Genomic DNA, 18,562 nt, shown 5'->3' on the forward strand with positions numbered 1-18,562 from the left:
ATGTCGTGAGCAACGAAAGCCTGGCCAACCTCTTGAAGGAGGAGCGCCGCTTCGCGCCGCCTGCCGGCTTGGCCGCGAAGGCCAACGTCACGGCGGAGGCGTACGAGGAGGCGAAGGCTGATCGGCTGGGCTTCTGGGCCGCGCAGGCCCGCCGCCTGAGCTGGGAGACCGAGCCGACCGAGACCCTGGACTGGTCGAATCCGCCGTTCGCCAAGTGGTTCGCCGACGGCAAACTCAACGTGGCGTACAACTGCGTCGACCGCCATGTGGAGAACGGCCTCGGCGACCGGGTGGCCATCCACTTCGAGGGCGAGCCGGGCGACACCCGCTCGATCACCTACGCGGAGCTGCAGCGTGAGGTCTCCAAGGCCGCCAACGCCCTGACCGAGCTGGGTGTCCAGGCGGGTGACCGGGTCGCCATCTACCTCCCGATGATCCCCGAAGCGGTCGTCTCGATGCTGGCCTGTGCCCGGATCGGCGCCCCGCACTCACTCGTCTTCGGCGGTTTCTCGGCGGACGCCCTGGCGACCCGCATCAAGGACGCGGACGCCCGCGTCGTCATCACCGCCGACGGTGGCTACCGGCGCGGCAAGGCCTCCGCCCTCAAGCCCGCTGTCGACGAGGCTCTGACCCGCCCCGGCACGGAGGACGTCCGCAGCGTCCTCGTCGTCCGCCGCACCGGTCAGGACGACGTCGCCTGGACCGAGGGCCGCGACGTGTGGTGGCACGACCTGGTCGAGCGGCAGTCCGACCGGCACACGCCCCAGGCGTTCGACGCCGAGCACCCGCTGTTCATCCTCTACACCTCGGGCACCACCGGTAAGCCGAAGGGCATCCTGCACACCACCGGCGGCTATCTCACCCAGGCTTCCTACACCCACCACGCCGTCTTCGACCTCAAGCCGGAGACGGACGTCTTCTGGTGCACGGCCGACGTCGGCTGGGTGACCGGTCACTCCTACATCGTCTACGGACCGCTGAGCAACGGCGCGACCGAGGTCCTCTACGAGGGCACCCCGGACAGCCCGCACCAGGGGCGCTGGTGGGAGATCGTCCAGAAGTACGGTGTGACGATCCTCTACACCGCCCCCACCGCGATCCGCGCCGCCATGAAGTGGGGCGACGACATCCCGGCCAAGTTCGACCTGAGCAGCCTGCGCATCCTCGGCTCGGTCGGCGAGCCCATCAACCCCGAGGCCTGGGTCTGGTACCGCAAGCACATCGGCGCCGACAGGACGCCCGTGGTCGACACCTGGTGGCAGACCGAGACCGGCGCCATGATGATCAGCCCGCTGCCGGGGGTCACCGAGACCAAGCCCGGATCGGCGCAGGTGCCGCTGCCCGGCATCGCGGCGACCGTCGTGGACGACGATGCCAACGAGGTGCCCGACGGGGCCGGCGGCTATCTCGTCCTCACCGAGCCGTGGCCGGCGATGCTCCGCACCATCTGGGGTGACGACCAGCGCTACATCGACACGTACTGGTCGCGCTTCGAGCACAAGTACTTCGCGGGTGACGGCGCCAAGAAGGACGACGACGGCGACATCTGGCTGCTCGGCCGGGTGGACGACGTGATGCTGGTCTCGGGCCACAACATCTCCACCACCGAGGTCGAGTCCGCGCTCGTCTCCCACCCCAAGGTCGCCGAAGCCGCCGTCGTCGGCGCCAACGACCCGCAGACCACCCAGGCCATCTGCGCCTTCGTCATCCTGCGGGGCGACGCCGACGCCGAGGAGGCGGGTTTGGTCGAGGAGCTGCGGGCACACGTCGCCAAGCAGCTCGGCCCGATCGCCAAGCCCAAGCGGATCCTGCCGGTCGCCGAGCTGCCCAAGACCCGCTCCGGCAAGATCATGCGCCGTCTGCTGCGGGACGTCGCCGAGAACCGCACGCTCGGCGATGTGACGACGCTGACCGACTCCTCGGTCATGAGCCTGATCCAGTCCCAGCTCCCCGCCGCGAGCAGCGAGGACTGACCCGGCCGCACCACTGCCCCCCTGTGCCCGGCCTCGGGCCCAGGGGGGCAGGCAGTCATGAAGGGCACCCGGCGCCGCCGGGTGCCCTTCACTCTTTCCGGTTAAGGTAAGTACACGTCGCGTAAAAATCGCGACAAGAATCAGAGGCGCGCCGGGAAGTCTGGTCGGCACACAGGACACGTGTATCCAGTCGCCCCCAGGAGGTCCACCACCGTGGCCGCGCCCAAGAACCGCCGTTCCGTCTTCCTCGGACGGCTGCCGCTGCCCGAGCGCAACTACCTGGCGGACGCCCTCCGCACCGAGACCGTCGGCGGCGTCCTGCTGCTGGCCGCGGCCGTGGCCGCGCTGATCTGGGCGAACACCCCGCTGCGCGACAGCTACGAGACCCTTCGCGACTTCCACCTCGGCCCGGGCTCCCTGGGCCTCGACCTCTCGGTGCAGCACTGGGCCGCCGACGGCCTGCTGGCCGTCTTCTTCTTCGTCGCGGGCATCGAACTCAAGCGCGAGCTGGTCGCCGGCGAGCTGCGCGACCCGAAGGCGGCCGCGCTCCCCGTCATCGCCGCGCTCTGCGGCATGGCCGCCCCCGCGCTCGTCTACTTCACCGTCGCGAAGTCCGGCGGCGGCGCACTGGACGGCTGGGCCGTCCCCACCGCCACGGACATCGCCTTCGCGCTCGCCGTACTGGCGGTGATCGGCACGGCCCTGCCCTCGGCACTGCGCGCGTTCCTGCTGACCCTCGCCGTCGTCGACGACCTCTTCGCGATCCTGATCATCGCGGTCTTCTTCACCTCGCGGCTCGATTTCGCCGCTCTCGGTTTCGCCGTGCTGGGCCTGGCCGTCTTCTGGCTGCTGCTGCGCAAGGGCGTCCGCGGCTGGTACGTCTACGTCCCGCTGGCGATCGTGAACTGGGCGCTGATGTACAACAGCGGCGTCCACGCGACCATCGCCGGCGTCGCCATGGGGCTGATGCTGCGCTGCACGCGTCGCGACGGCGAGCGCTACTCACCCGGTGAGCACATCGAACACATCGTCCGCCCCCTGTCGGCGGGTCTGGCCGTTCCGCTGTTCGCGCTGTTCTCGGCGGGCGTCGCCCTCTCCGGTGGCGCGCTCTCGGACGTCTTCCGCAAGCCCGAAACGCTCGGTGTCGTCCTCGGCCTGGTCGTCGGCAAGGCGATCGGCGTGTTCGGCGGCACCTGGCTGGCGGCGCGCTTCACGAAGGCCGAGCTGAACCCCGACCTCCAGTGGCCGGACGTGCTGGCCGTCGCCTCCCTGGCCGGCATCGGCTTCACGGTGTCCCTGCTGATCGGCGAGCTGGCCTTCGCCGGTGACCAGCTGATGACCGATGAGGTGAAGGCGGCCGTACTCATCGGTTCCCTGATAGCGGCCGTCATCGCGGGCACACTGCTCAAGCTGCGCGACAACAAGTACAAGAAGCTGTGCGCGGACGAGGAGCGGGACGACGACGAGGACGGCATCCCGGACATTTACGAGCAGGACAACCCGGATTACCACCTTCGGATGGCGGCCATCCACGAAGCGAAGGCCGCAGAACACCGCAGGCTGGCCGAAGTCGCCGCCGGGCACTCCACCGGCGACGATGGTCCGGCATGATCTAAGGGTCTTTACCTCCGCTGAAGACGCGCCCGAGACCCGCAGATGACGAAGCTGATGAAGATGAAGGAGCAGCAGATGAGCGCAGCCGACGACGGTGCCAACCGCAGCCTCGGCCAGCTGGTGGCGACGGCCACCACCGAGCTGTCCGCGCTGGTGCACGACGAGATCGCACTCGCCAAGGCCGAGCTGCGGCAGGACGCCAAGCGCGTCGGCATCGGTGGCGGCGCGATCGCCGCCGCCGGCACCCTGGCGCTCTTCTCCCTGCCGGTGCTGAGCTTCGCGGCGGCCTACGGGATCCACAATCTGGGCCTCGGGCTCGCCTGGTCCTTCCTGATCGTCGGCGGGGCGTTCCTGGTGCTCGCGGCGATCCTCGGGTTGCTGGCGGTGGCCAAGTTCAAGAAGGTCAGCAAGCCGGAGAAGAGCATCGCCTCGGCCAAGGAGACGGCGGCCGTGCTGGGCACGGTCAAGCCGCATCCGCGTCCGCTGGTCGGCACGAGCCGAGCGGACGCATCTGTGACACGCTCGTCCGTATGACGGTGCCCGATACTTCCGCAGCGCCCGCGTCCCCCGACCCTGCCCCAGCGGTCGTCCCGCCCGTGCCCACCGGCTCCGCGCCCACACCCGCTTCGGTCGTACGCCCCGACGGGCCCTGGACCCACCGGGAGGTCGCGGCCAACGGTGCGCGCTTCCATATCGCCGAGATGGGCGAGGGGCCGTTGGTGCTGCTGTTGCACGGCTTTCCGCAGTTCTGGTGGACGTGGCGGCACCAGCTGCCGGCGCTCGCGGACGCCGGGTTCCGGGCGGTGGCGATGGATCTGCGGGGCGTGGGAGGCAGCGACCGCACACCCCGGGGTTACGACCCGGCCAACCTCGCCCTCGACATCACCGGCGTGATCCGCTCCCTCGGTGAGCCGGACGCCGCGCTGGTGGGTCATGATCTGGGCGGTTATCTGGCGTGGACGGCGGCCGTGATGCGGCCGAAGCTGGTGCGGCGGCTCGTGGTGTCCTCGATGCCGCACCCGCGCCGCTGGCGCTCGTCGATGCTCGCCGACCCCAAGCAGAGCGCGGCGGGCTCGTACATCTGGGGATTCCAGCGCCCCTGGCTACCGGAGCGCGGGCTCGTCGCGGACGACGCCGCGCTGGTGGGCCGGCTGATCCGGGAGTGGTCGGGGCCCCGGCTGCCGGACGACGAGGCGGTCGACACGTACCGGCTGGCCATGACGATCCCCTCCACGGCGCACTGCTCGATCGAGCCGTACCGCTGGATGGTGCGGTCGATGGCGCGCCCCGACGGTCTTCAGTTCAACCGCCGGATGAAGCGACCGGTACGGGTGCCGACGCTGCACCTGCACGGGTCCCTCGATCCGGTGATGCGCACCCGCAGCGCGGCGGGCTCCGGGGAGTACGTCGAGGCGCCGTACCGCTGGCGGCTGTTCGACGGGCTCGGGCACTTCCCGCACGAGGAGGACCCGGTGGCCTACTCCACGGAGCTGATCAACTGGCTCAAGGACCCGGAGCCGGACCGCTAGGGCCCGTCCGGCGGATCATGCGGTCGGGCGCCGCGGCCCGTGGCGTCCGCACCACCGCCGCCCCGGGTTCACCCGTGAGCACACGGGAACATCTGTCCGTCGAATGGCCAATTGCCCGGCGCATAGGCCAATTGACGGACCCCCAGGCGATTACGGACCTATGGGTCCGGGCACAGACCTCGGTATGGGCTGGACGCACGACTACCGTGATGTGACACAGCAGCGCGGCGCCGAGGGCGATGCCGCGCTGGCCGTGACGGAGGTACCCGAGAGCGCCATGCGGGGTGAGCACGGGCCGGAGGCCGGTCACGACCCCCACATCGGCATTCCGCGCATCATCCGCCGCCGCGCCCGATGGGTGTCGGCGCGGCTGCGCCATCCGCGCCCCCGCTGACCTCCCCCGGGCGGCCGGCGCGCTTCAGAGGGCGCAGCCTTGGCTGTCCGCCCTGCCTGTGGCCGTGCTGCCGACGACCGCGTCCTCGCGCACCTCGTCGGCGGTCAGGGCGTAGCCGGTGTCCGCGTCGTCCAAGGACTTCGCGAAGACCACGCCGTAGACCCTGCCGTCCGGGGTGAGCAGCGGGCCGCCGGAGTTGCCCTGGCGGACCGTGGTGAAGAGGGAGTACACATCGCGCCGGACGTTGCCGCGGTGGTAGATGTCCGGACCGTTGGCCTGGACGCGGCTGCGGACGCGGGCGGCGCGCACGTCGTACGAGCCGTTCTCGGGGAAGCCCGCGACGATGGCGCTCCTCCCGCTTTCCGCGTCGTCCCGGGCGAAGCGCAGCACGGGCGCGTCGAGTGACGGCACGTCGAGGACGGCGATGTCGCGCTTCCAGTCGTAGAGGACGACGGTCGCGTCGTAGCGCCGGCCCTGACCGCCGATCTGCACGGTCGGCTCCTCGACGCCGCCGACGACGTGGGCATTGGTCATCACCCGTCGCGGGGCGAAGACGAAGCCGGTGCCCTCCAGGACCTTGCCGCAGCTGGGCGCGGTGCCCACGACCTTGACGATGCTGCGCTGGGCGGCCGTGGCGACGGGGCTGCCGGCGAGCCTGGGGTCGGGTGCGGGAACGGAGGTGATGGGCTCGTTGGAGAACGGCGCGAAGACCTGGGGGAAGCCGTTCTGCGCGAGAGCGGCACTGAAGTCCGCGAACCAGGTGTTGGCCTGCGCGGGCACCACCCGGGCGACGCCGAGCAGCACCTTGGAGTTGCGGACCTCCTTGCCGAGGGTGGGCAGGGAGGTGCCGGCGAGGGCGGAGCCGATCAGCCAGGCGACCAGCAGCATCGCGACGACGTTGACGAGCGCGCCGCCCGTGGCGTCCAGTGCGCGCGCCGGCGACCAGGTGATGTGGCGGCGGAGCTTGCTGCCGAGGTGGGTGGTGGCGGCCTGGCCCACCGAGGCACAGACGATGACGATCACGACGGCGGCGACGGCGGCGAGCGTGCCCGGGGTCGCCTCTTCGGTGGCGCTGTCCCAGATCACCGGAAGGGTGTAGACGGCGACCAGGCCGCCGCCGAGGAAGCCGATCACCGACAGCACGCCGACGACGAAGCCCTGGCGGTAGCCGACGACCGCGAACCACACGGCGGCGAGCAGCAGCACGATGTCCAGAACGTTCACCGAAAAATGCCTCGCATTGAAGGGGCCGGCACGGTCGTCGGCCTCGGGTCGGGTGGCTCGCAGGCCACCGTCTCACGCAGGTCGGCCCTACCAGGCCAAGGGGACCTGGCGCTCGCGGTCCCAGGGAAGCTCCCAGCCCGCGTAGTGCAGGATCCGGTCGATCACCCCGGCGGTGAACCCCCAGACCATGGCGCCGCCGACACGGAAGGCCGGGCCCCGGTGTCCGCTCGGATGGACGGCTGTCGCCCGGTTCGCCGGGTCGGTGAGTTCGGTGATCGGGACGGTGAACACTCTCGCCGTCTCCGCCAGGTCGACCGCGTCGACCGGGCTGGGCTCGCGCCACCAGCCGAGGACCGGGGTCACGACGAAACCACTCACAGGGATGTAGAGCCGCGGCAGGACACCGAAGATCTGCACACCGGACGCGTCGAGTCCGGTCTCCTCCTCGGCCTCGCGCAGCGCGGCCCGCAGCACCCCGTCGCCGTCCGGATCGCCGTCCTCGGGATCGAGCGCGCCGCCGGGGAACGACGGCTGGCCGGCGTGCGAGCGCAGCGTCCCGGCCCGCTCCAGGAGCAGCAGTTCGGGGCCTTGCTCACCCTCGCCGAAGAGCACCAGCACGGCGGACTGCCGTCCCCCCGTCTCCGGCGGCAGGAAGCGGCTCAGCTGGTGCGGCTCGATCGTCTTGGAAGCCTGGGCCACGGGTGCGAGCCACTCGGGCAGTCCCTCGGAAGTGATGGCGGTCCCACCGCCGTACGTGCTCGTCATGCGTGTCCCCTCGGCGTATGTGCGGTCACGGGCGGGCGTGCGGTCACTCGGCTCCCAGCGGACGGGCGGGCCGGCCCGGGTAGTCGGCCGGGGGCTTGAGCCGCTGGCCGGGCTGGCCGCCCTTCTCGTACTTGAGCAGCTTCCGCGCCTTCTCGGGGTCGGTCTCGCCCTCGCCGTAGGACGGGCAGAGCGGCGCGATCGGGCAGGCACCACAGGCGGGCTTGCGGGAGTGGCAGATGCGCCGGCCGTGGAAGATGACGCGATGCGAGAGCATCGTCCACTCGCTCTTCGGGAAGAGCGAGCAGATTTCCTCCTCGACCTTCTCCGGGTCCTGCTGGTCGGTCCACTTCCAGCGCCGGACGAGCCGTCCGAAGTGCGTGTCGACGCTGACCCCGGGCACGCCGAAAGCATTGCCCAACACCACGTTGGCGGTCTTGCGGCCCACACCGGGCAGGGACACCAGGTCCTCCACGCGCCCCGGCACCTCGTCGTCGAAGCGCTCGTGCAGCGCGGCGGCGATCCCGATCAGGGATTTCGCCTTGGCCCGGAAGAAGCCCGTCGGCCGGATGAGCTGCTCCAGCGCCTCGGGGTCGGCGGCCGCCATGTCCTCCGGCGTGGGGTAGGCGGCGAAGAGGGCGGGAGTGGTCTGGTTGACCCGCAGATCCGTGGTCTGGGCGGAGAGCACGGTGGCGACCAGCAGCTGGAACGGGCTTTCGAAGTCCAGCTCGGGGTGGGCGTACGGGTAGACCTCGGCGAGCTCGCGATTGATCCGACGCGCCCGGCGGACGAGCGCGGTCCGGGACTCCGGCTTCGCCGGTTTGGCGGCAGCGGCCTTCACTGATCTCCTGGAGGTGGGCCCGGAGCCGGATCCGGTGGCGGAACCGGTCGGTCCGGGGGTGGAAACCGGGGCGGGAGCGGCGGGGGAGCCGTCGGCCTCGCCGGTCTTCGCGGCCGCTTCGCCGCCCGGCGGTTTAGGCTCGGTCGCGGCATTCGTCTTCTTCGCGGACACGCGTTCGCCCACAGCGGAATCGCGGGCCGGGATCACCCTCCCGGTCCCCCTGCCCCGTGCTCTCACCGGCGTATTGGACACCCGGCCAGACTAAAGCCCAGCACCGACATCCGCCCCGGCCGCAGGAAAACCGCAGCCCAATCGGACCCCTGCCGTAGGGCTTCGGCCGACGATGCGCCACACTTGTGTTTGATCACACAGTTTTACCGACGGGCATCATGGGGACCACGGTCCTCTGTGCATGTCGACAAGGAGAGAACTCGTGGACGACGTTCTGCGGCGCGCCCCGCTTTTCGCGGCGCTCGATGACGAGCAGGCCGCTGAGCTGCGCGCCTCCATGGGCGAGGTCACCCTCGCGAGGGGCGACGCCCTGTTCCACGAAGGGGACCCCGGCGACCGGCTCTACGTGGTGACCGAGGGCAAGGTGAAGCTCCACCGCACCTCCCCCGACGGCCGCGAGAACATGCTGGCCGTCCTGGGCCCGGGCGAGCTAATCGGCGAGCTGTCGCTCTTCGACCCCGGCCCGCGCACGGCCACCGCCACCGCCCTCACCGAGGTCAAGCTCCTCGGTCTCGGCCACGGCGACCTGCAGCCCTGGCTCAACGCCCGCCCGGAGGTGGCCACCGCCCTGCTGCGCGCGGTCGCCCGCCGGCTGCGCCGCACCAACGACTCGATGTCGGACCTGGTCTTCTCCGACGTCCCCGGCCGCGTCGCGAAGGCCCTCCTCGACCTGTCACGCCGTTTCGGCGTCCAGTCCGAAGAGGGCATCCACGTCGTGCACGACCTCACCCAGGAAGAGCTGGCCCAGCTGGTCGGCGCCTCCCGGGAGACGGTCAACAAGGCGCTCGCGGACTTCGCGGGCCGCGGCTGGCTCCGTCTGGAGGCCCGCGCCGTGATCCTCCTGGATGTGGAGCGGCTCGCCAAGCGCTCCCGCTGACCCGGGGCGCCGTTCGCCCGTGCACGCGCGCGTACACACAGCCGTAAAAGCCCCTGCCGCCCGCTCAGGCGTGCGGCAGGGGCTTTTACGTACCCAGGGGGCCGCCGGGCGCCACCGCCCCCGCAGAGCAACGTGTACGCCGTCCGGGCCCGCGACCACCGGCGGCGGGCCCTGCTCAGATCAGCCCGTGCTCGCCCAGGTAGTCCAGCTGTGCCCGCACCGAGAGTTCCGCCGCGGGCCACAGCGACCGGTCGACGTCGGCGTAGACATGGGCGACGACCTCTTCGGGGGTGCCGTGGCCGTTCTCGACCGCGGTCTCGACCTGGGCGAGACGCTTGGCGCGGTGGGCCAGGTAGTACTCGATGGCGCCGCGGGCGTCGTCGAGTACCGGCCCGTGGCCGGGAAGCACCGTGACCACGTCCTCGTCGACCGCGAGCGAGCGCAGCCGGCGCAGCGAGTCCAGGTAGTCGCCGAGCCGCCCGTCGGGGTGGGCGACGACCGTGGTGCCGCGCCCGAGCACCGTGTCCCCGGTGAAGACCGCCCGGTCGGCGGGCAGGTGGAAGCACAGGGAGTCGGCGGTGTGCCCGGGGGTGGACAGGACGTGCAGCTCCAGGCCGCCGGTGGTGATGACGTCGCCCACGCCGAGCCCCTCGCCGCCGAGCCGCAGGGCCGGGTCCAGCGCCCGTACGGCCGTACCGGTCAGTTCGGCGAAGCGCCCGGCACCGTCCGAGTGGTCGGGATGGCCGTGGCTGAGCAGGGTCAGCGCGATGCGCTTGCCCGCCGACTCGGCCGCGGTGATGACGGCCCTGAGGTGGGTGTCGTCGAGCGGTCCCGGGTCGATGACGACGGCCAGGTCGGAGTCGGGTTCGGAGACGATCCAGGTGTTGGTGCCGTCCAGCGTCATGGCGGACGGGTTGGCGGCCAGCACACAGACCGCGCGGGCGGTCGCGGGGCCGCCGATGGCGCCCTCGCGCGGCTTGCCGGGAAGAGCTGCTGCGAACGTCATGCGTCGGCCCCTGAGGAGATGTGTTTGGTGAATTCGTCGTGTCCCGGCCAGCTCAGCACGATCTCGCCCCCGACGAGGCGGGCTTGGGCGAGCACGGGGGTGAGGTCCGCCTCGCGCGCGACCGCGAGGACCTCGGCGACCGTCCCGTACGGCAGGAGCGCCCGCAGCGTCGAGATGGTCGGCGGCATCATCAGCAGCTCACCCCGGTCGTAGCCCGCGGCCGCGTCGGCGGGCGCGGCCCAGACCGTACGGTCCGCCTCCGTGGACGCGTTGCGGGTGCGCTGGCCCTCGGGGAGCGCCGCGACGAAGAACCAGGTGTCATAGCGGCGGGGTTCGAACTCGGGGGTGATCCAGCGGGCCCAGCCACCGAGCAGATCGCTGCGCAGGACCAGGCCGCGCCGGTCGAGGAAGTCCGCGAAGGACAGCTCCCGGGTGACGAGCGCCGCCCGGTCGGCCTCCCAGCCGGCGTCGGTGGTGTCCGCGACGACCGAATCCGGCGTCGGGCCCGCCAGCAGCACGCCCGCCTCCTCGAAGGTCTCGCGGACGGCGGCGCAGACGATGGCCTGCGCGACGGCGTCGTCGTCGACGCCGAGACGGCGGGCCCACTCGGTGCGCGAGGGCCCGGCCCAGGGAACGTCCCGCTCGTCCCGGGGGTCCACGGAACCGCCCGGATACGCGTACGCGCCTCCGGCGAAGGCCATGGAGGCGCGTCTGCGCAGCATGTGAACGGTGGGACCGCCGTCGGTGTCACGCAGCAGCAGTACGGTCGCGGCACGGCGCGGCGCCGCGGGCCGCAGCTCCCCGCGGGTGAGCGCTCTGATCCGGTCCGGCCACTCCGGCGGGTACCACTGGCCGTTCGAAGTCGACATGGCCGGATGCTATGCGCTCACGCGCGGATGTTCGAGGGGCCCGCCCGGGGCCCCTCCCGTCATCACGGTCAGTCCTGTACTTCCACCAGGATCTCGACCTCGACCGGCGCGTCCAGCGGCAATACGGCGACGCCCACGGCGGAGCGCGCGTGCACGCCCTTGTCGCCCAGGACCTCGCCCAGCAGCTCGCTGGCCCCGTTGAGGACGGCCGGCTGGGCGGTGAAGTCCGGGGCGGAGGCGACGAAGCCCACGACCTTGACCACGCGCACGATCTTGTCGAGATCGCCGATGACCGACTTCACGGCGGCCAGGGCGTTCAGCGCGCAGACGCCCGCCAGCTCCTTGGCCTGCTCGGCGCTGACCTCGGCACCGACCTTGCCGGTCGCGGGCACGGAGCCCTTGACCATGGGCAGCTGACCGGCGGTGTACACGTAGCCGCCGGTCCGCACGGCGGGCTGGTACGCGGCCAGCGGCGGCACGACGTCCGGAAGGGTCAGGCCCAGCTCGGCGAGCCGGTCCTCAACGGCGCTCACGCCTTTTCCCGCTTGAGGTAGGCCACCAGCTGCTCGGGGTTGTTCGGACCCGGCACGACCTGGACGAGCTCCCAGCCGTCCTCGCCCCAGGTGTCCAGAATCTGCTTGGTCGCATGGACGAGCAGCGGCACAGTCGCGTATTCCCACTTGGTCATGGGCCCGACTGTAATGCCTCCCGCCGACACCCTCGCGCGGAGCCCGCGCCGGGCCGGGCCAGGCATCCCCCGGCCGGCCCGGCGGCCGCCGCCACCGCGACCGTGGGAGCCCGCCGCACGGTCTCACCGGAGGTCCTCCGGCCCCCGCTGTCCTCAAGGCGTGACGGTCCTCACCACGTGAACGACCGGATGTCACCACCTGGCGCCACGCGGGCGTTGCCGACGAATTAGGCTCCGAATCATGAGCAGGCTCCATGTCGTAAGCGGCAAGGGCGGCACCGGCAAGACCACGGTCGCCGCCGCCCTCGCGCTCGCCCTCGCCGCCGAGGGCAAGCGCACCCTGCTGGTCGAGGTCGAAGGCAGACAGGGCATCGCGCAGCTCTTCGAGACCGAGGCGCTGCCCTACGAGGAACGCAAGATCGCGGTCGCGCCGGGTGGCGGTGGCGAGGTCTTCGCGCTCGCCATCGACGCCGAGCGCGCGCTTCTGGACTACCTCCAGATGTTCTACAAGCTCGGCAGCGCCGGGCGGGCGCTGAAGAAGATCGGCGCGATCGACTTCGCGACGACCATCGCGCCCGGCCTGCGCGACGTCCTGCTGACGGGCAAGGCATGCGAGGCGGTGCGACGCAAGGACCGCTCGGGTGAGTTCGTCTACGACCACGTCGTCATGGACGCCCCGCCCACCGGTCGCATCACCCGCTTCCTCAACGTCAACGACGAGGTGGCGGGCCTGGCCCGGATCGGTCCGATCCATCATCAGGCCCAGGCCGTCATGCGGGTGCTCAAGTCCCCGGAGACGGCGGTGCACCTGGTGACGCTGCTGGAGGAGATGCCCGTCCAGGAGACCGTCGACGGCATCGCCGAGCTGCGCGCCGCGAAGCTGCCGGTGGGCAGCGTCGTCATCAACATGGTGCGGCCGGAGATACTCGATGCCGCCGCCGTCGACATCGCCGCCAACGGACGGCGCGCGGCCGTGACGCGCGCCCTGTCGGACGCCTTGGCCCAGACCGGGTTCGCCGGCGCGGACCGCTCCGGCCTCGTCGAGCGGCTGGTCGACCCGCTGGTCGAACAGGCCCGCGAGCACACCGAACGGGTCGCCCTGGAGCACCGGGGCCGTGCCGAGATATCGGGACTCGGCCTTCCCACGTACGAACTGGAACTGCTCGGCGACGGCGTGGACCTGGCGGGTTTGTACCGCATGGCGCGCGAACTGCGAAAGCAAGGAGTGACTCGATGAGTGTCACCGCAGGGGACGCGGCCGGGGCGGAGAAGGACAAGACGACCTTGGCGGGCACGGCCGGCGTGTGGACGACCGGCCTGGACGCGGCCTCGGTCCTCGACGTCGACCCGGTTCTGGACAATCCCCGCACCCGCATCGTGGTGTGCTGCGGCTCGGGGGGCGTCGGCAAGACCACGACCGCCGCCGCACTGGGGCTACGGGCCGCCGAGCGGGGCCGGAAGGTCGTCGTCCTCACCATCGACCCGGCCCGTCGTCTCGCCCAGTCGATGGGCATCGACGAACTCGACAACGTGCCCCGGCCGGTAACCGGAATCGATACCTCCGCCGGTGGCGAACTGCACGCCATGATGCTCGACATGAAGCGGACGTTCGACGAGATCGTCGAGACGCACGCCGACAAGGAGCGCGCCCGGGCGATCCTGGGGAACCCCTTCTACCAGTCCCTCTCGGCCGGTTTCGCCGGTACGCAGGAGTACATGGCCATGGAGAAGCTCGGCCAGCTCCGCGCCCGCGACGAGTGGGATCTGATCGTCGTCGACACCCCGCCGAGCCGCTCGGCGCTGGACTTCCTCGACGCGCCGAGCCGGCTGGGGTCCTTCCTCGACGGGAAGTTCATCAAGGTGCTGATGGCGCCGGCGAAGATCGGCGGCCGGGCAGGGATGAAGTTCCTGGGCGTCGGCATGTCGATGATGAGCGGGCCGCTCAACAAGCTGATGGGCGCCCAGCTCCTGCGCGACGTACAGACCTTCGTGTCCGCGATGGACACCATGTTCGGCGGCTTCCGCACCCGTGCCGACGCCACCTACCGGCTGCTCCAGGCGCCCGGTACGGCCTTCCTGGTCGTGGCCGCCCCGGAGCGCGACGCCCTGCGGGAAGCGGCCTACTTCGTCGAACGGCTGGCCGCCGAACGGATGCCGCTGGCCGGGCTCGTACTGAACCGGGTCCACGGCAGTGGGGCGGCCGCTCTCTCGGCGGAACGGGCGCTGGCCGCGGCGCAGGCCCTGGCGGACGGCTCGCGCGTCTCGCGCACCCCGGATTCCTCAGAAAATCTTGATGGCATCGGCATTGTGGATCGAGACAGCGGGCAGACTGGGTCACGTACCGCCGATGACCTCGGCACCCGCACTCCCTCCGATACGCCCTCTCCCGGGAGCGGCTCCCCCCAGCCCGCGCCCTCCGGAGACCCCGCACCACCCGCGCCGACCATGGACTCCACCGCGCGCCTCACCGCGGGACTGCTGCGCCTGCACGCCGAGCGCATGCGGGTCCTCGCCCGTGAGCGGCGTACGCGCGACCGTTTCACTTCACTGCACCCCGAGGTCCCGGTGGCCGAGGTGGCCGCTCTGCCCGGAGATGTACACGATCTGGCAGGCCTGCGGGCGATCGGTGAACGTCTCGCCGTCCAGCCCGCCCGGCACGACGCCGCCCCTGCGGAGGCCACCGCGAAAGGGAAGGGCGCCGAGCGCCCCTAGGGCAACGGCAAAGGGCGCGCTGGCAAAGGGAGCGCTGCATCGTGGCCCGGACGTCACGAGGCTCCGACGTCACCGAGGACAACCTCGTCGAAGGACGCCGACGGGCGCGCCACCGCGGCCGACGCCGGTACCGACAGTGGGTACGGACACCGGCGCGGGCGCCATCGGCTACCCGCTGACCACCAACCGTCCGCTACCCGACGGCGGCGTACTCGTCGTACTCCTCGTCGCCCAGCGGAAGGATCCCGGAACCGCGCTCGTACTCCGTACGGGCCGTCTCCAGAAGCCTGCGCCATGACGTGACCGTGGGGCGACGGCGCAACAGCGCCCGCCGCTCGCGCTCGGTCATCCCGCCCCACACACCGAACTCCACACGGTTGTCCAGGGCATCGGCCAGGCACTCCGTGCGCACCGGACACCCGGTGCAGACCGCCTTGGCCCTGTTCTGCGCTGCGCCCTGAACGAATAGTTCATCCGGATCGGTAGTGCGGCAGGCTGCCTGCGCACTCCAGTCGGTTACCCAGCTCATGCTGGCGCCGTCCTCTCCCGAATCGAGGCTCCCCCACGGCGGCAGCGGCATATTCACCGTTGCCAGTTGAGGACGTTACGGAAGGCAGGCAGGGGGCAACACCCCCTTCGGGCCCAATCTTGGATGGCCCGAACGGACTATGCGTACGCGGCAGATCACCCAACGGAGTGACCTGGCGACATCAGCGACCAACCCGTGCATACCAGGATGAGTCCCCCCTAGCGCGGTGGGCACCCGGTAACACAGACGGCAATACGGACACGTCTCATCACTCACAAGAGTGAGAGCGGAGGTGATGCGGAACCGCACCACAGTTACTGGCGTGAAACAGCGTAGGCGAACACACGGGCGTCTGTCCGGCGAATGAGAACGTAGGCTTCCCCCTATGGCTAAGAAGCGCTCGGGCGAGGGTCCCACCGTGACCCGGCAGGCCGCGAAATTCCTAGGCGTCAGCGTGCTCTCCGGAGCGGTCCTGGCGGGTCTGGCCCTGCCGGCGATCGGGGCGATGGGGCTGGCGGCCAAGGAGTCCGTCGAGGGATTCGACGAGATCCCGGCCAACCTCAAGACACCGCCCCTGAGCCAGCGCACCACCATTCTCGACGCCCAGGGCGGAGAGATAGCGAAGGTGTACTCCCGCGACCGCACGGTCGTGCCGCTGAGTCAGATCTCGCCGTACATGCGGAAGGCGATCGTCGCGATCGAGGACGCCCGCTTCTACGAGCACGGCGCCGTGGACCTCAAGGGCGTGCTCCGCGCGCTCAACAAGAACGCGCAGTCCGGTGGCGTGTCCGAGGGGGCCTCGACACTCACCCAGCAGTACGTCAAGAACGTCTTCGTGGAGGAGGCGGGTGACGACCCGGCCAAGGTCGCCGTCGCCACTCAGCAGACCATCGGCCGCAAGGTCAAGGAGCTGAAGTACGCCATCCAGGTCGAGAAGGAACTCGGCAAGGAGCGCATCCTCAACAACTACCTGAACATCACCTTCTTCGGGCAGCAGTCCTACGGCGTCGAGGCCGCCGCCCAGCGCTACTTCAGCAAGCGGGCCAAGGACCTCACCCTCGACGAGTCCGCGCTGCTGGCCGGCATCGTGCAGTCGCCGAGCCGCTTCGACCCGGTCAACGCCCCGAAGGAAGCCACCAAGCGCCGCAACATCGTGCTGCAGCGCATGGCCGAGACGAAGAACATCACGCCGGCCGAGGCCGCCGCGGCCCAGGCCAAGCCGCTCAAGCTCAAGATCAGCCGCCCCAAGAGCGGTTGCATCACGGCCGTCAACGGCGCCGGCTTCTTCTGCGACTACGTGCGCGAGGTGTTCCTCCAGGACCCCGTCTTCGGCAAGACGAAGGAAGCACGGGCCAAGCGGTGGAACCAGGGCGGCATGACCATCCGGACCACCCTGGACCCGCAGACCCAGAAGTCCGTACAGAAGTCGATCAGCGACCACGTCTACCAGTCCGACCCGGTCGCCACCGCCGTCTCGATCGTCGAGCCCGGCACCGGCAAGGTGCTCGGCATGGGCCAGTCCCGCCCGTACGGCTTCGGTGAGTACCAGACGCAGATCAACCTCTCGGCCGACAAGGCCATGAGCGGTTCGAACTTCGGCTTCCAGACCGGCTCGACGTTCAAGCCGATCCTCGCGGCGGCCGCCCTCGAAGAGGGCATCTCCCCCAACAAGGTCTACTCCTCGCCGTTCCAGATGCCCTACCCGGACGAGGTCGAGACCTGCGGGCGCCCCTGGAAGAACGACGGGGGCTCCATGGTCAACAACGAGAACCGCAGCGAGGTCGGCCCGTACGGCATGCGGGAGGCCACGGGGAAGTCGGTCAACACCTACTTCATCCAGATGATCGGCGACATCGGCGTCTGCCCGGTGACGAAGATGGCGACGAAGCTGGGCCTGAAGCCCGCGTCCGGCAAGAAGATCGACCAGGTGCCGTCGATCGCCCTCGGTACCCAGGGCATGTCCCCGCTGAAGATGGCGGCCGCCTACGCCGCGTTCGCCAACGGCGGCAACTACTGCACCCCGGTCCTCATCGCCTCGGCCACCGGTCCGAACGGCAAGGGCCTGAACGTGCCGAAGTCGCACTGCTCCCGGGCGATGTCCGAGGAGACCGCCGACACCGTCAACACCCTGCTCAAGGGTGTGGTCGAGGACGGCACGGGCAAGGAAGCCGGGCTCTCCGGCCGGGACAGCGCCGGCAAGACCGGTACGACGGACGAGCGCAAGGCCGCCTGGTTCGTCGGCTACACCCCGAACATGGCCGGTGCGGTCTGGGTCGGCGGCCCGGGCAAGGACGTCGAGATGGAGGGCATCACCATCGGCGGCGAGTACCACGACAAGGTCTACGGCGGTGACACCCCCGGCCCCATCTGGCGTGACGCCATGGCCGGCGCGCTGGAGGGCAAGCCCGCGCCGACCTTCGACACCGTCGCGATCGCCGAACCCGAGAAGCCCAAGGGCTCCGACAAGGGCGGCCGGGGCAAGCCCAACAAGCCGAACAAGCCCGGCAAGAACAAGCCGTGGCCCCGGTTCTCCATCCCGCCGGGCGTCATCGGCGGCAACGACGGGCGGTAGCCCTGCCGGCATCCCCCTCCGAAGGGGCCATGCCCACCCGCGACGAAGGGGCGCCCGGACCGTATCGGTCCGGGCGCCCCTTCGCTGTAGGTATCCGTCGCTCAGCCCGCGAGGAGCTTCTTCACCTGGGCGGCGACCCGGCCGCCCTCGGCGCGGCCCGCCACCTGCGGGTTCACGATCTTCATGACCGCGCCCATCGCGCGCGGCCCCTCGGCGCCACCGGCCTGGGCCTCCGCCACCGCGGCCGCCACGATCGTGGACAGCTCCTCGTCCGTCAGCTGCTGGGGAAGGTACTCGGCGAGCACCTCGCCCTCCGCACGCTCCCGCTCGGCCGACTCGGCCCGGCCGCCCTTGTCGAAGGCCTCGGCGGCCTCGCGACGCTTCTTGGCCTCGCGCGTGATCACCTTCTGCACCTCGTCGTCGGACAGCTCACGGGCGGACTTGCCCGCGGTCTCCTCGTACGCGATCGCGGAGAGGGTCAGACGGAGGGTCGAGGAGCGCAGCTCGTCGCGCGCCTTGATGGCGGTCGTGAGGTCGTCGTGGAGCTTGGACTTGAGGGTGGTCATGGCGCAATCTTCGCACCCGGCACACGCGTGCGCTCCGCATTAACGCCCCGGGCGGCCGACGAGGACGGTCCCGAAGGAGCCCGGAAAGGCCCGGCGAGGACGCGTTCGCCTCCCCGCGGCCGCCCGGTCGGCGCCCCTCGCCGGGTCGTAACTCCCGCTCGGCCCCCGGCCCGTG

General features: G+C 70.8%; 18 protein-coding genes. 9 read left to right on the forward strand and 9 right to left on the reverse strand.

Annotated elements, in window-relative coordinates; translation table 11 throughout:
* Positions 1-5 precede the first annotated feature (5 nt).
* From acs to ACZ6MA_RS29025, 5 genes are all read left to right on the forward strand, one after another.
* Positions 6-1,973, forward strand: coding sequence for an acetate--CoA ligase (acs, locus tag ACZ6MA_RS29005; protein WP_469437289.1), 1,968 nt, complete (start codon positions 6-8; stop codon positions 1,971-1,973).
* A 213-nt stretch (positions 1,974-2,186) separates the two neighbouring features.
* Positions 2,187-3,584, forward strand: a complete 1,398-nt coding sequence (nhaA, locus tag ACZ6MA_RS29010; protein ID WP_469437291.1) for a Na+/H+ antiporter NhaA — start codon at positions 2,187-2,189, stop codon at positions 3,582-3,584.
* A 78-nt stretch (positions 3,585-3,662) separates the two neighbouring features.
* The gene (locus tag ACZ6MA_RS29015) at positions 3,663-4,121 is read left to right on the forward strand and encodes a phage holin family protein (protein WP_469437293.1); all 459 of its coding nucleotides are present in this window, start codon (positions 3,663-3,665) and stop codon (positions 4,119-4,121) included.
* Entirely contained in the window at positions 4,118-5,116 is a 999-nt protein-coding gene (locus ACZ6MA_RS29020) for an alpha/beta fold hydrolase (protein WP_469437294.1), read from the forward strand. The genes ACZ6MA_RS29015 and ACZ6MA_RS29020 overlap by 4 nt, the downstream gene beginning before the upstream one ends.
* Positions 5,117-5,300: 184 nt before the next feature.
* A complete protein-coding gene (locus ACZ6MA_RS29025) occupies positions 5,301-5,510 on the forward strand; it encodes a hypothetical protein (RefSeq protein WP_469437296.1) in 210 nt (69 codons plus the stop codon).
* 24 nt (positions 5,511-5,534) lie between these two features.
* Here ACZ6MA_RS29025 and ACZ6MA_RS29030 read toward each other — a convergent pair whose 3' ends face one another.
* From ACZ6MA_RS29030 to nth, 3 genes are all read right to left on the reverse strand, one after another.
* Positions 5,535-6,734, reverse strand: coding sequence for a MarP family serine protease (locus tag ACZ6MA_RS29030; RefSeq protein WP_469437298.1), 1,200 nt, complete (start codon positions 6,732-6,734; stop codon positions 5,535-5,537).
* An 87-nt stretch (positions 6,735-6,821) separates the two neighbouring features.
* Complete coding sequence (locus tag ACZ6MA_RS29035; RefSeq protein WP_469437299.1) at positions 6,822-7,499, reverse strand: NUDIX hydrolase; 678 nt, start codon at positions 7,497-7,499, stop codon at positions 6,822-6,824.
* 43 nt (positions 7,500-7,542) lie between these two features.
* On the reverse strand, positions 7,543-8,337 hold the full coding sequence (gene nth, locus ACZ6MA_RS29040) for an endonuclease III (protein ID WP_469437370.1): 795 nt from the start codon (positions 8,335-8,337) through the stop codon (positions 7,543-7,545).
* Positions 8,338-8,770: 433 nt separating this feature from the next.
* Here nth and ACZ6MA_RS29045 point away from each other — a divergent pair, with 433 nt between their 5' ends.
* A complete protein-coding gene (locus ACZ6MA_RS29045) occupies positions 8,771-9,445 on the forward strand; it encodes a Crp/Fnr family transcriptional regulator (protein ID WP_004939715.1) in 675 nt (224 codons plus the stop codon).
* A gap of 175 nt (positions 9,446-9,620) precedes the next feature.
* On the opposite strand, the gene ACZ6MA_RS29050 is transcribed toward ACZ6MA_RS29045, so the two are convergent.
* The 4 genes from ACZ6MA_RS29050 to ACZ6MA_RS29065 form a co-directional block, all read right to left on the reverse strand.
* Positions 9,621-10,451: an MBL fold metallo-hydrolase gene (locus tag ACZ6MA_RS29050; protein WP_469437301.1), complete on the reverse strand. Its 831-nt coding sequence runs from the start codon at positions 10,449-10,451 to the stop codon at positions 9,621-9,623.
* Positions 10,448-11,320, reverse strand: a complete 873-nt coding sequence (locus ACZ6MA_RS29055) for an NUDIX hydrolase (protein WP_469437303.1) — start codon at positions 11,318-11,320, stop codon at positions 10,448-10,450. The genes ACZ6MA_RS29050 and ACZ6MA_RS29055 overlap by 4 nt, the downstream gene beginning before the upstream one ends.
* Positions 11,321-11,388: 68 nt before the next feature.
* Positions 11,389-11,853, reverse strand: coding sequence for a RidA family protein (locus tag ACZ6MA_RS29060; RefSeq protein ID WP_469437305.1), 465 nt, complete (start codon positions 11,851-11,853; stop codon positions 11,389-11,391).
* The gene (locus tag ACZ6MA_RS29065; protein WP_003967454.1) at positions 11,850-12,008 is read right to left on the reverse strand and encodes a DUF4177 domain-containing protein; all 159 of its coding nucleotides are present in this window, start codon (positions 12,006-12,008) and stop codon (positions 11,850-11,852) included. The genes ACZ6MA_RS29060 and ACZ6MA_RS29065 overlap by 4 nt, the downstream gene beginning before the upstream one ends.
* 241 nt (positions 12,009-12,249) lie before the next feature.
* Between ACZ6MA_RS29065 and bagA the strand changes: the two genes are divergently transcribed.
* Positions 12,250-13,245: an ATPase BagA gene (bagA, locus tag ACZ6MA_RS29070; protein ID WP_469437307.1), complete on the forward strand. Its 996-nt coding sequence runs from the start codon at positions 12,250-12,252 to the stop codon at positions 13,243-13,245.
* Positions 13,242-14,720 (forward strand): ATPase BagB, encoded by a 1,479-nt coding sequence (gene bagB / locus ACZ6MA_RS29075; RefSeq protein ID WP_469437309.1) that lies wholly within the window; start codon positions 13,242-13,244, stop codon positions 14,718-14,720. The genes bagA and bagB overlap by 4 nt, the downstream gene beginning before the upstream one ends.
* A gap of 193 nt (positions 14,721-14,913) precedes the next feature.
* Here the strand turns inward: bagB and ACZ6MA_RS29080 are convergent, their stop codons facing one another.
* A complete protein-coding gene (locus tag ACZ6MA_RS29080) occupies positions 14,914-15,249 on the reverse strand; it encodes a WhiB family transcriptional regulator (protein ID WP_184739076.1) in 336 nt (111 codons plus the stop codon).
* 385 nt (positions 15,250-15,634) lie between these two features.
* On the opposite strand from ACZ6MA_RS29080, the gene ACZ6MA_RS29085 reads away from it, so the two are divergent.
* Positions 15,635-17,821, forward strand: coding sequence for a transglycosylase domain-containing protein (locus tag ACZ6MA_RS29085; RefSeq protein WP_469437311.1), 2,187 nt, complete (start codon positions 15,635-15,637; stop codon positions 17,819-17,821).
* Between the two features lie 101 nt (positions 17,822-17,922).
* Here the strand turns inward: ACZ6MA_RS29085 and ACZ6MA_RS29090 are convergent, their stop codons facing one another.
* A complete protein-coding gene (locus ACZ6MA_RS29090) occupies positions 17,923-18,387 on the reverse strand; it encodes a GatB/YqeY domain-containing protein (protein WP_469437313.1) in 465 nt (154 codons plus the stop codon).
* Between the last annotated feature and the right edge of the window lie 175 nt (positions 18,388-18,562).

This window comes from Streptomyces sp. NPDC042259, from assembly GCF_055582085.1.

Excerpts from the sequence above, each read along its gene's own strand:
- ACZ6MA_RS29015 (WP_469437293.1), top strand. The coding sequence starts at position 3,663 with ATGAGCGCAGCCGACGACGGTGCCAACCGCAGCCTCGGCCAGCTGGTG.
- ACZ6MA_RS29020 (WP_469437294.1), top strand. The coding sequence starts at position 4,118 with ATGACGGTGCCCGATACTTCCGCAGCGCCCGCGTCCCCCGACCCTGCC.
- ACZ6MA_RS29025 (WP_469437296.1), top strand. The coding sequence starts at position 5,301 with ATGGGCTGGACGCACGACTACCGTGATGTGACACAGCAGCGCGGCGCC.
- ACZ6MA_RS29035 (WP_469437299.1), bottom strand. The coding sequence starts at position 7,499 with ATGACGAGCACGTACGGCGGTGGGACCGCCATCACTTCCGAGGGACTG.
- ACZ6MA_RS29050 (WP_469437301.1), bottom strand. The coding sequence starts at position 10,451 with ATGACGTTCGCAGCAGCTCTTCCCGGCAAGCCGCGCGAGGGCGCCATC.
- ACZ6MA_RS29055 (WP_469437303.1), bottom strand. The coding sequence starts at position 11,320 with ATGTCGACTTCGAACGGCCAGTGGTACCCGCCGGAGTGGCCGGACCGG.
- ACZ6MA_RS29065 (WP_003967454.1), bottom strand. The coding sequence starts at position 12,008 with ATGACCAAGTGGGAATACGCGACTGTGCCGCTGCTCGTCCATGCGACC.
- bagA (WP_469437307.1), top strand. The coding sequence starts at position 12,250 with ATGAGCAGGCTCCATGTCGTAAGCGGCAAGGGCGGCACCGGCAAGACC.
- bagB (WP_469437309.1), top strand. The coding sequence starts at position 13,242 with ATGAGTGTCACCGCAGGGGACGCGGCCGGGGCGGAGAAGGACAAGACG.
- ACZ6MA_RS29080 (WP_184739076.1), bottom strand. The coding sequence starts at position 15,249 with ATGAGCTGGGTAACCGACTGGAGTGCGCAGGCAGCCTGCCGCACTACC.
- ACZ6MA_RS29085 (WP_469437311.1), top strand. The coding sequence starts at position 15,635 with ATGGCTAAGAAGCGCTCGGGCGAGGGTCCCACCGTGACCCGGCAGGCC.
- ACZ6MA_RS29090 (WP_469437313.1), bottom strand. The coding sequence starts at position 18,387 with ATGACCACCCTCAAGTCCAAGCTCCACGACGACCTCACGACCGCCATC.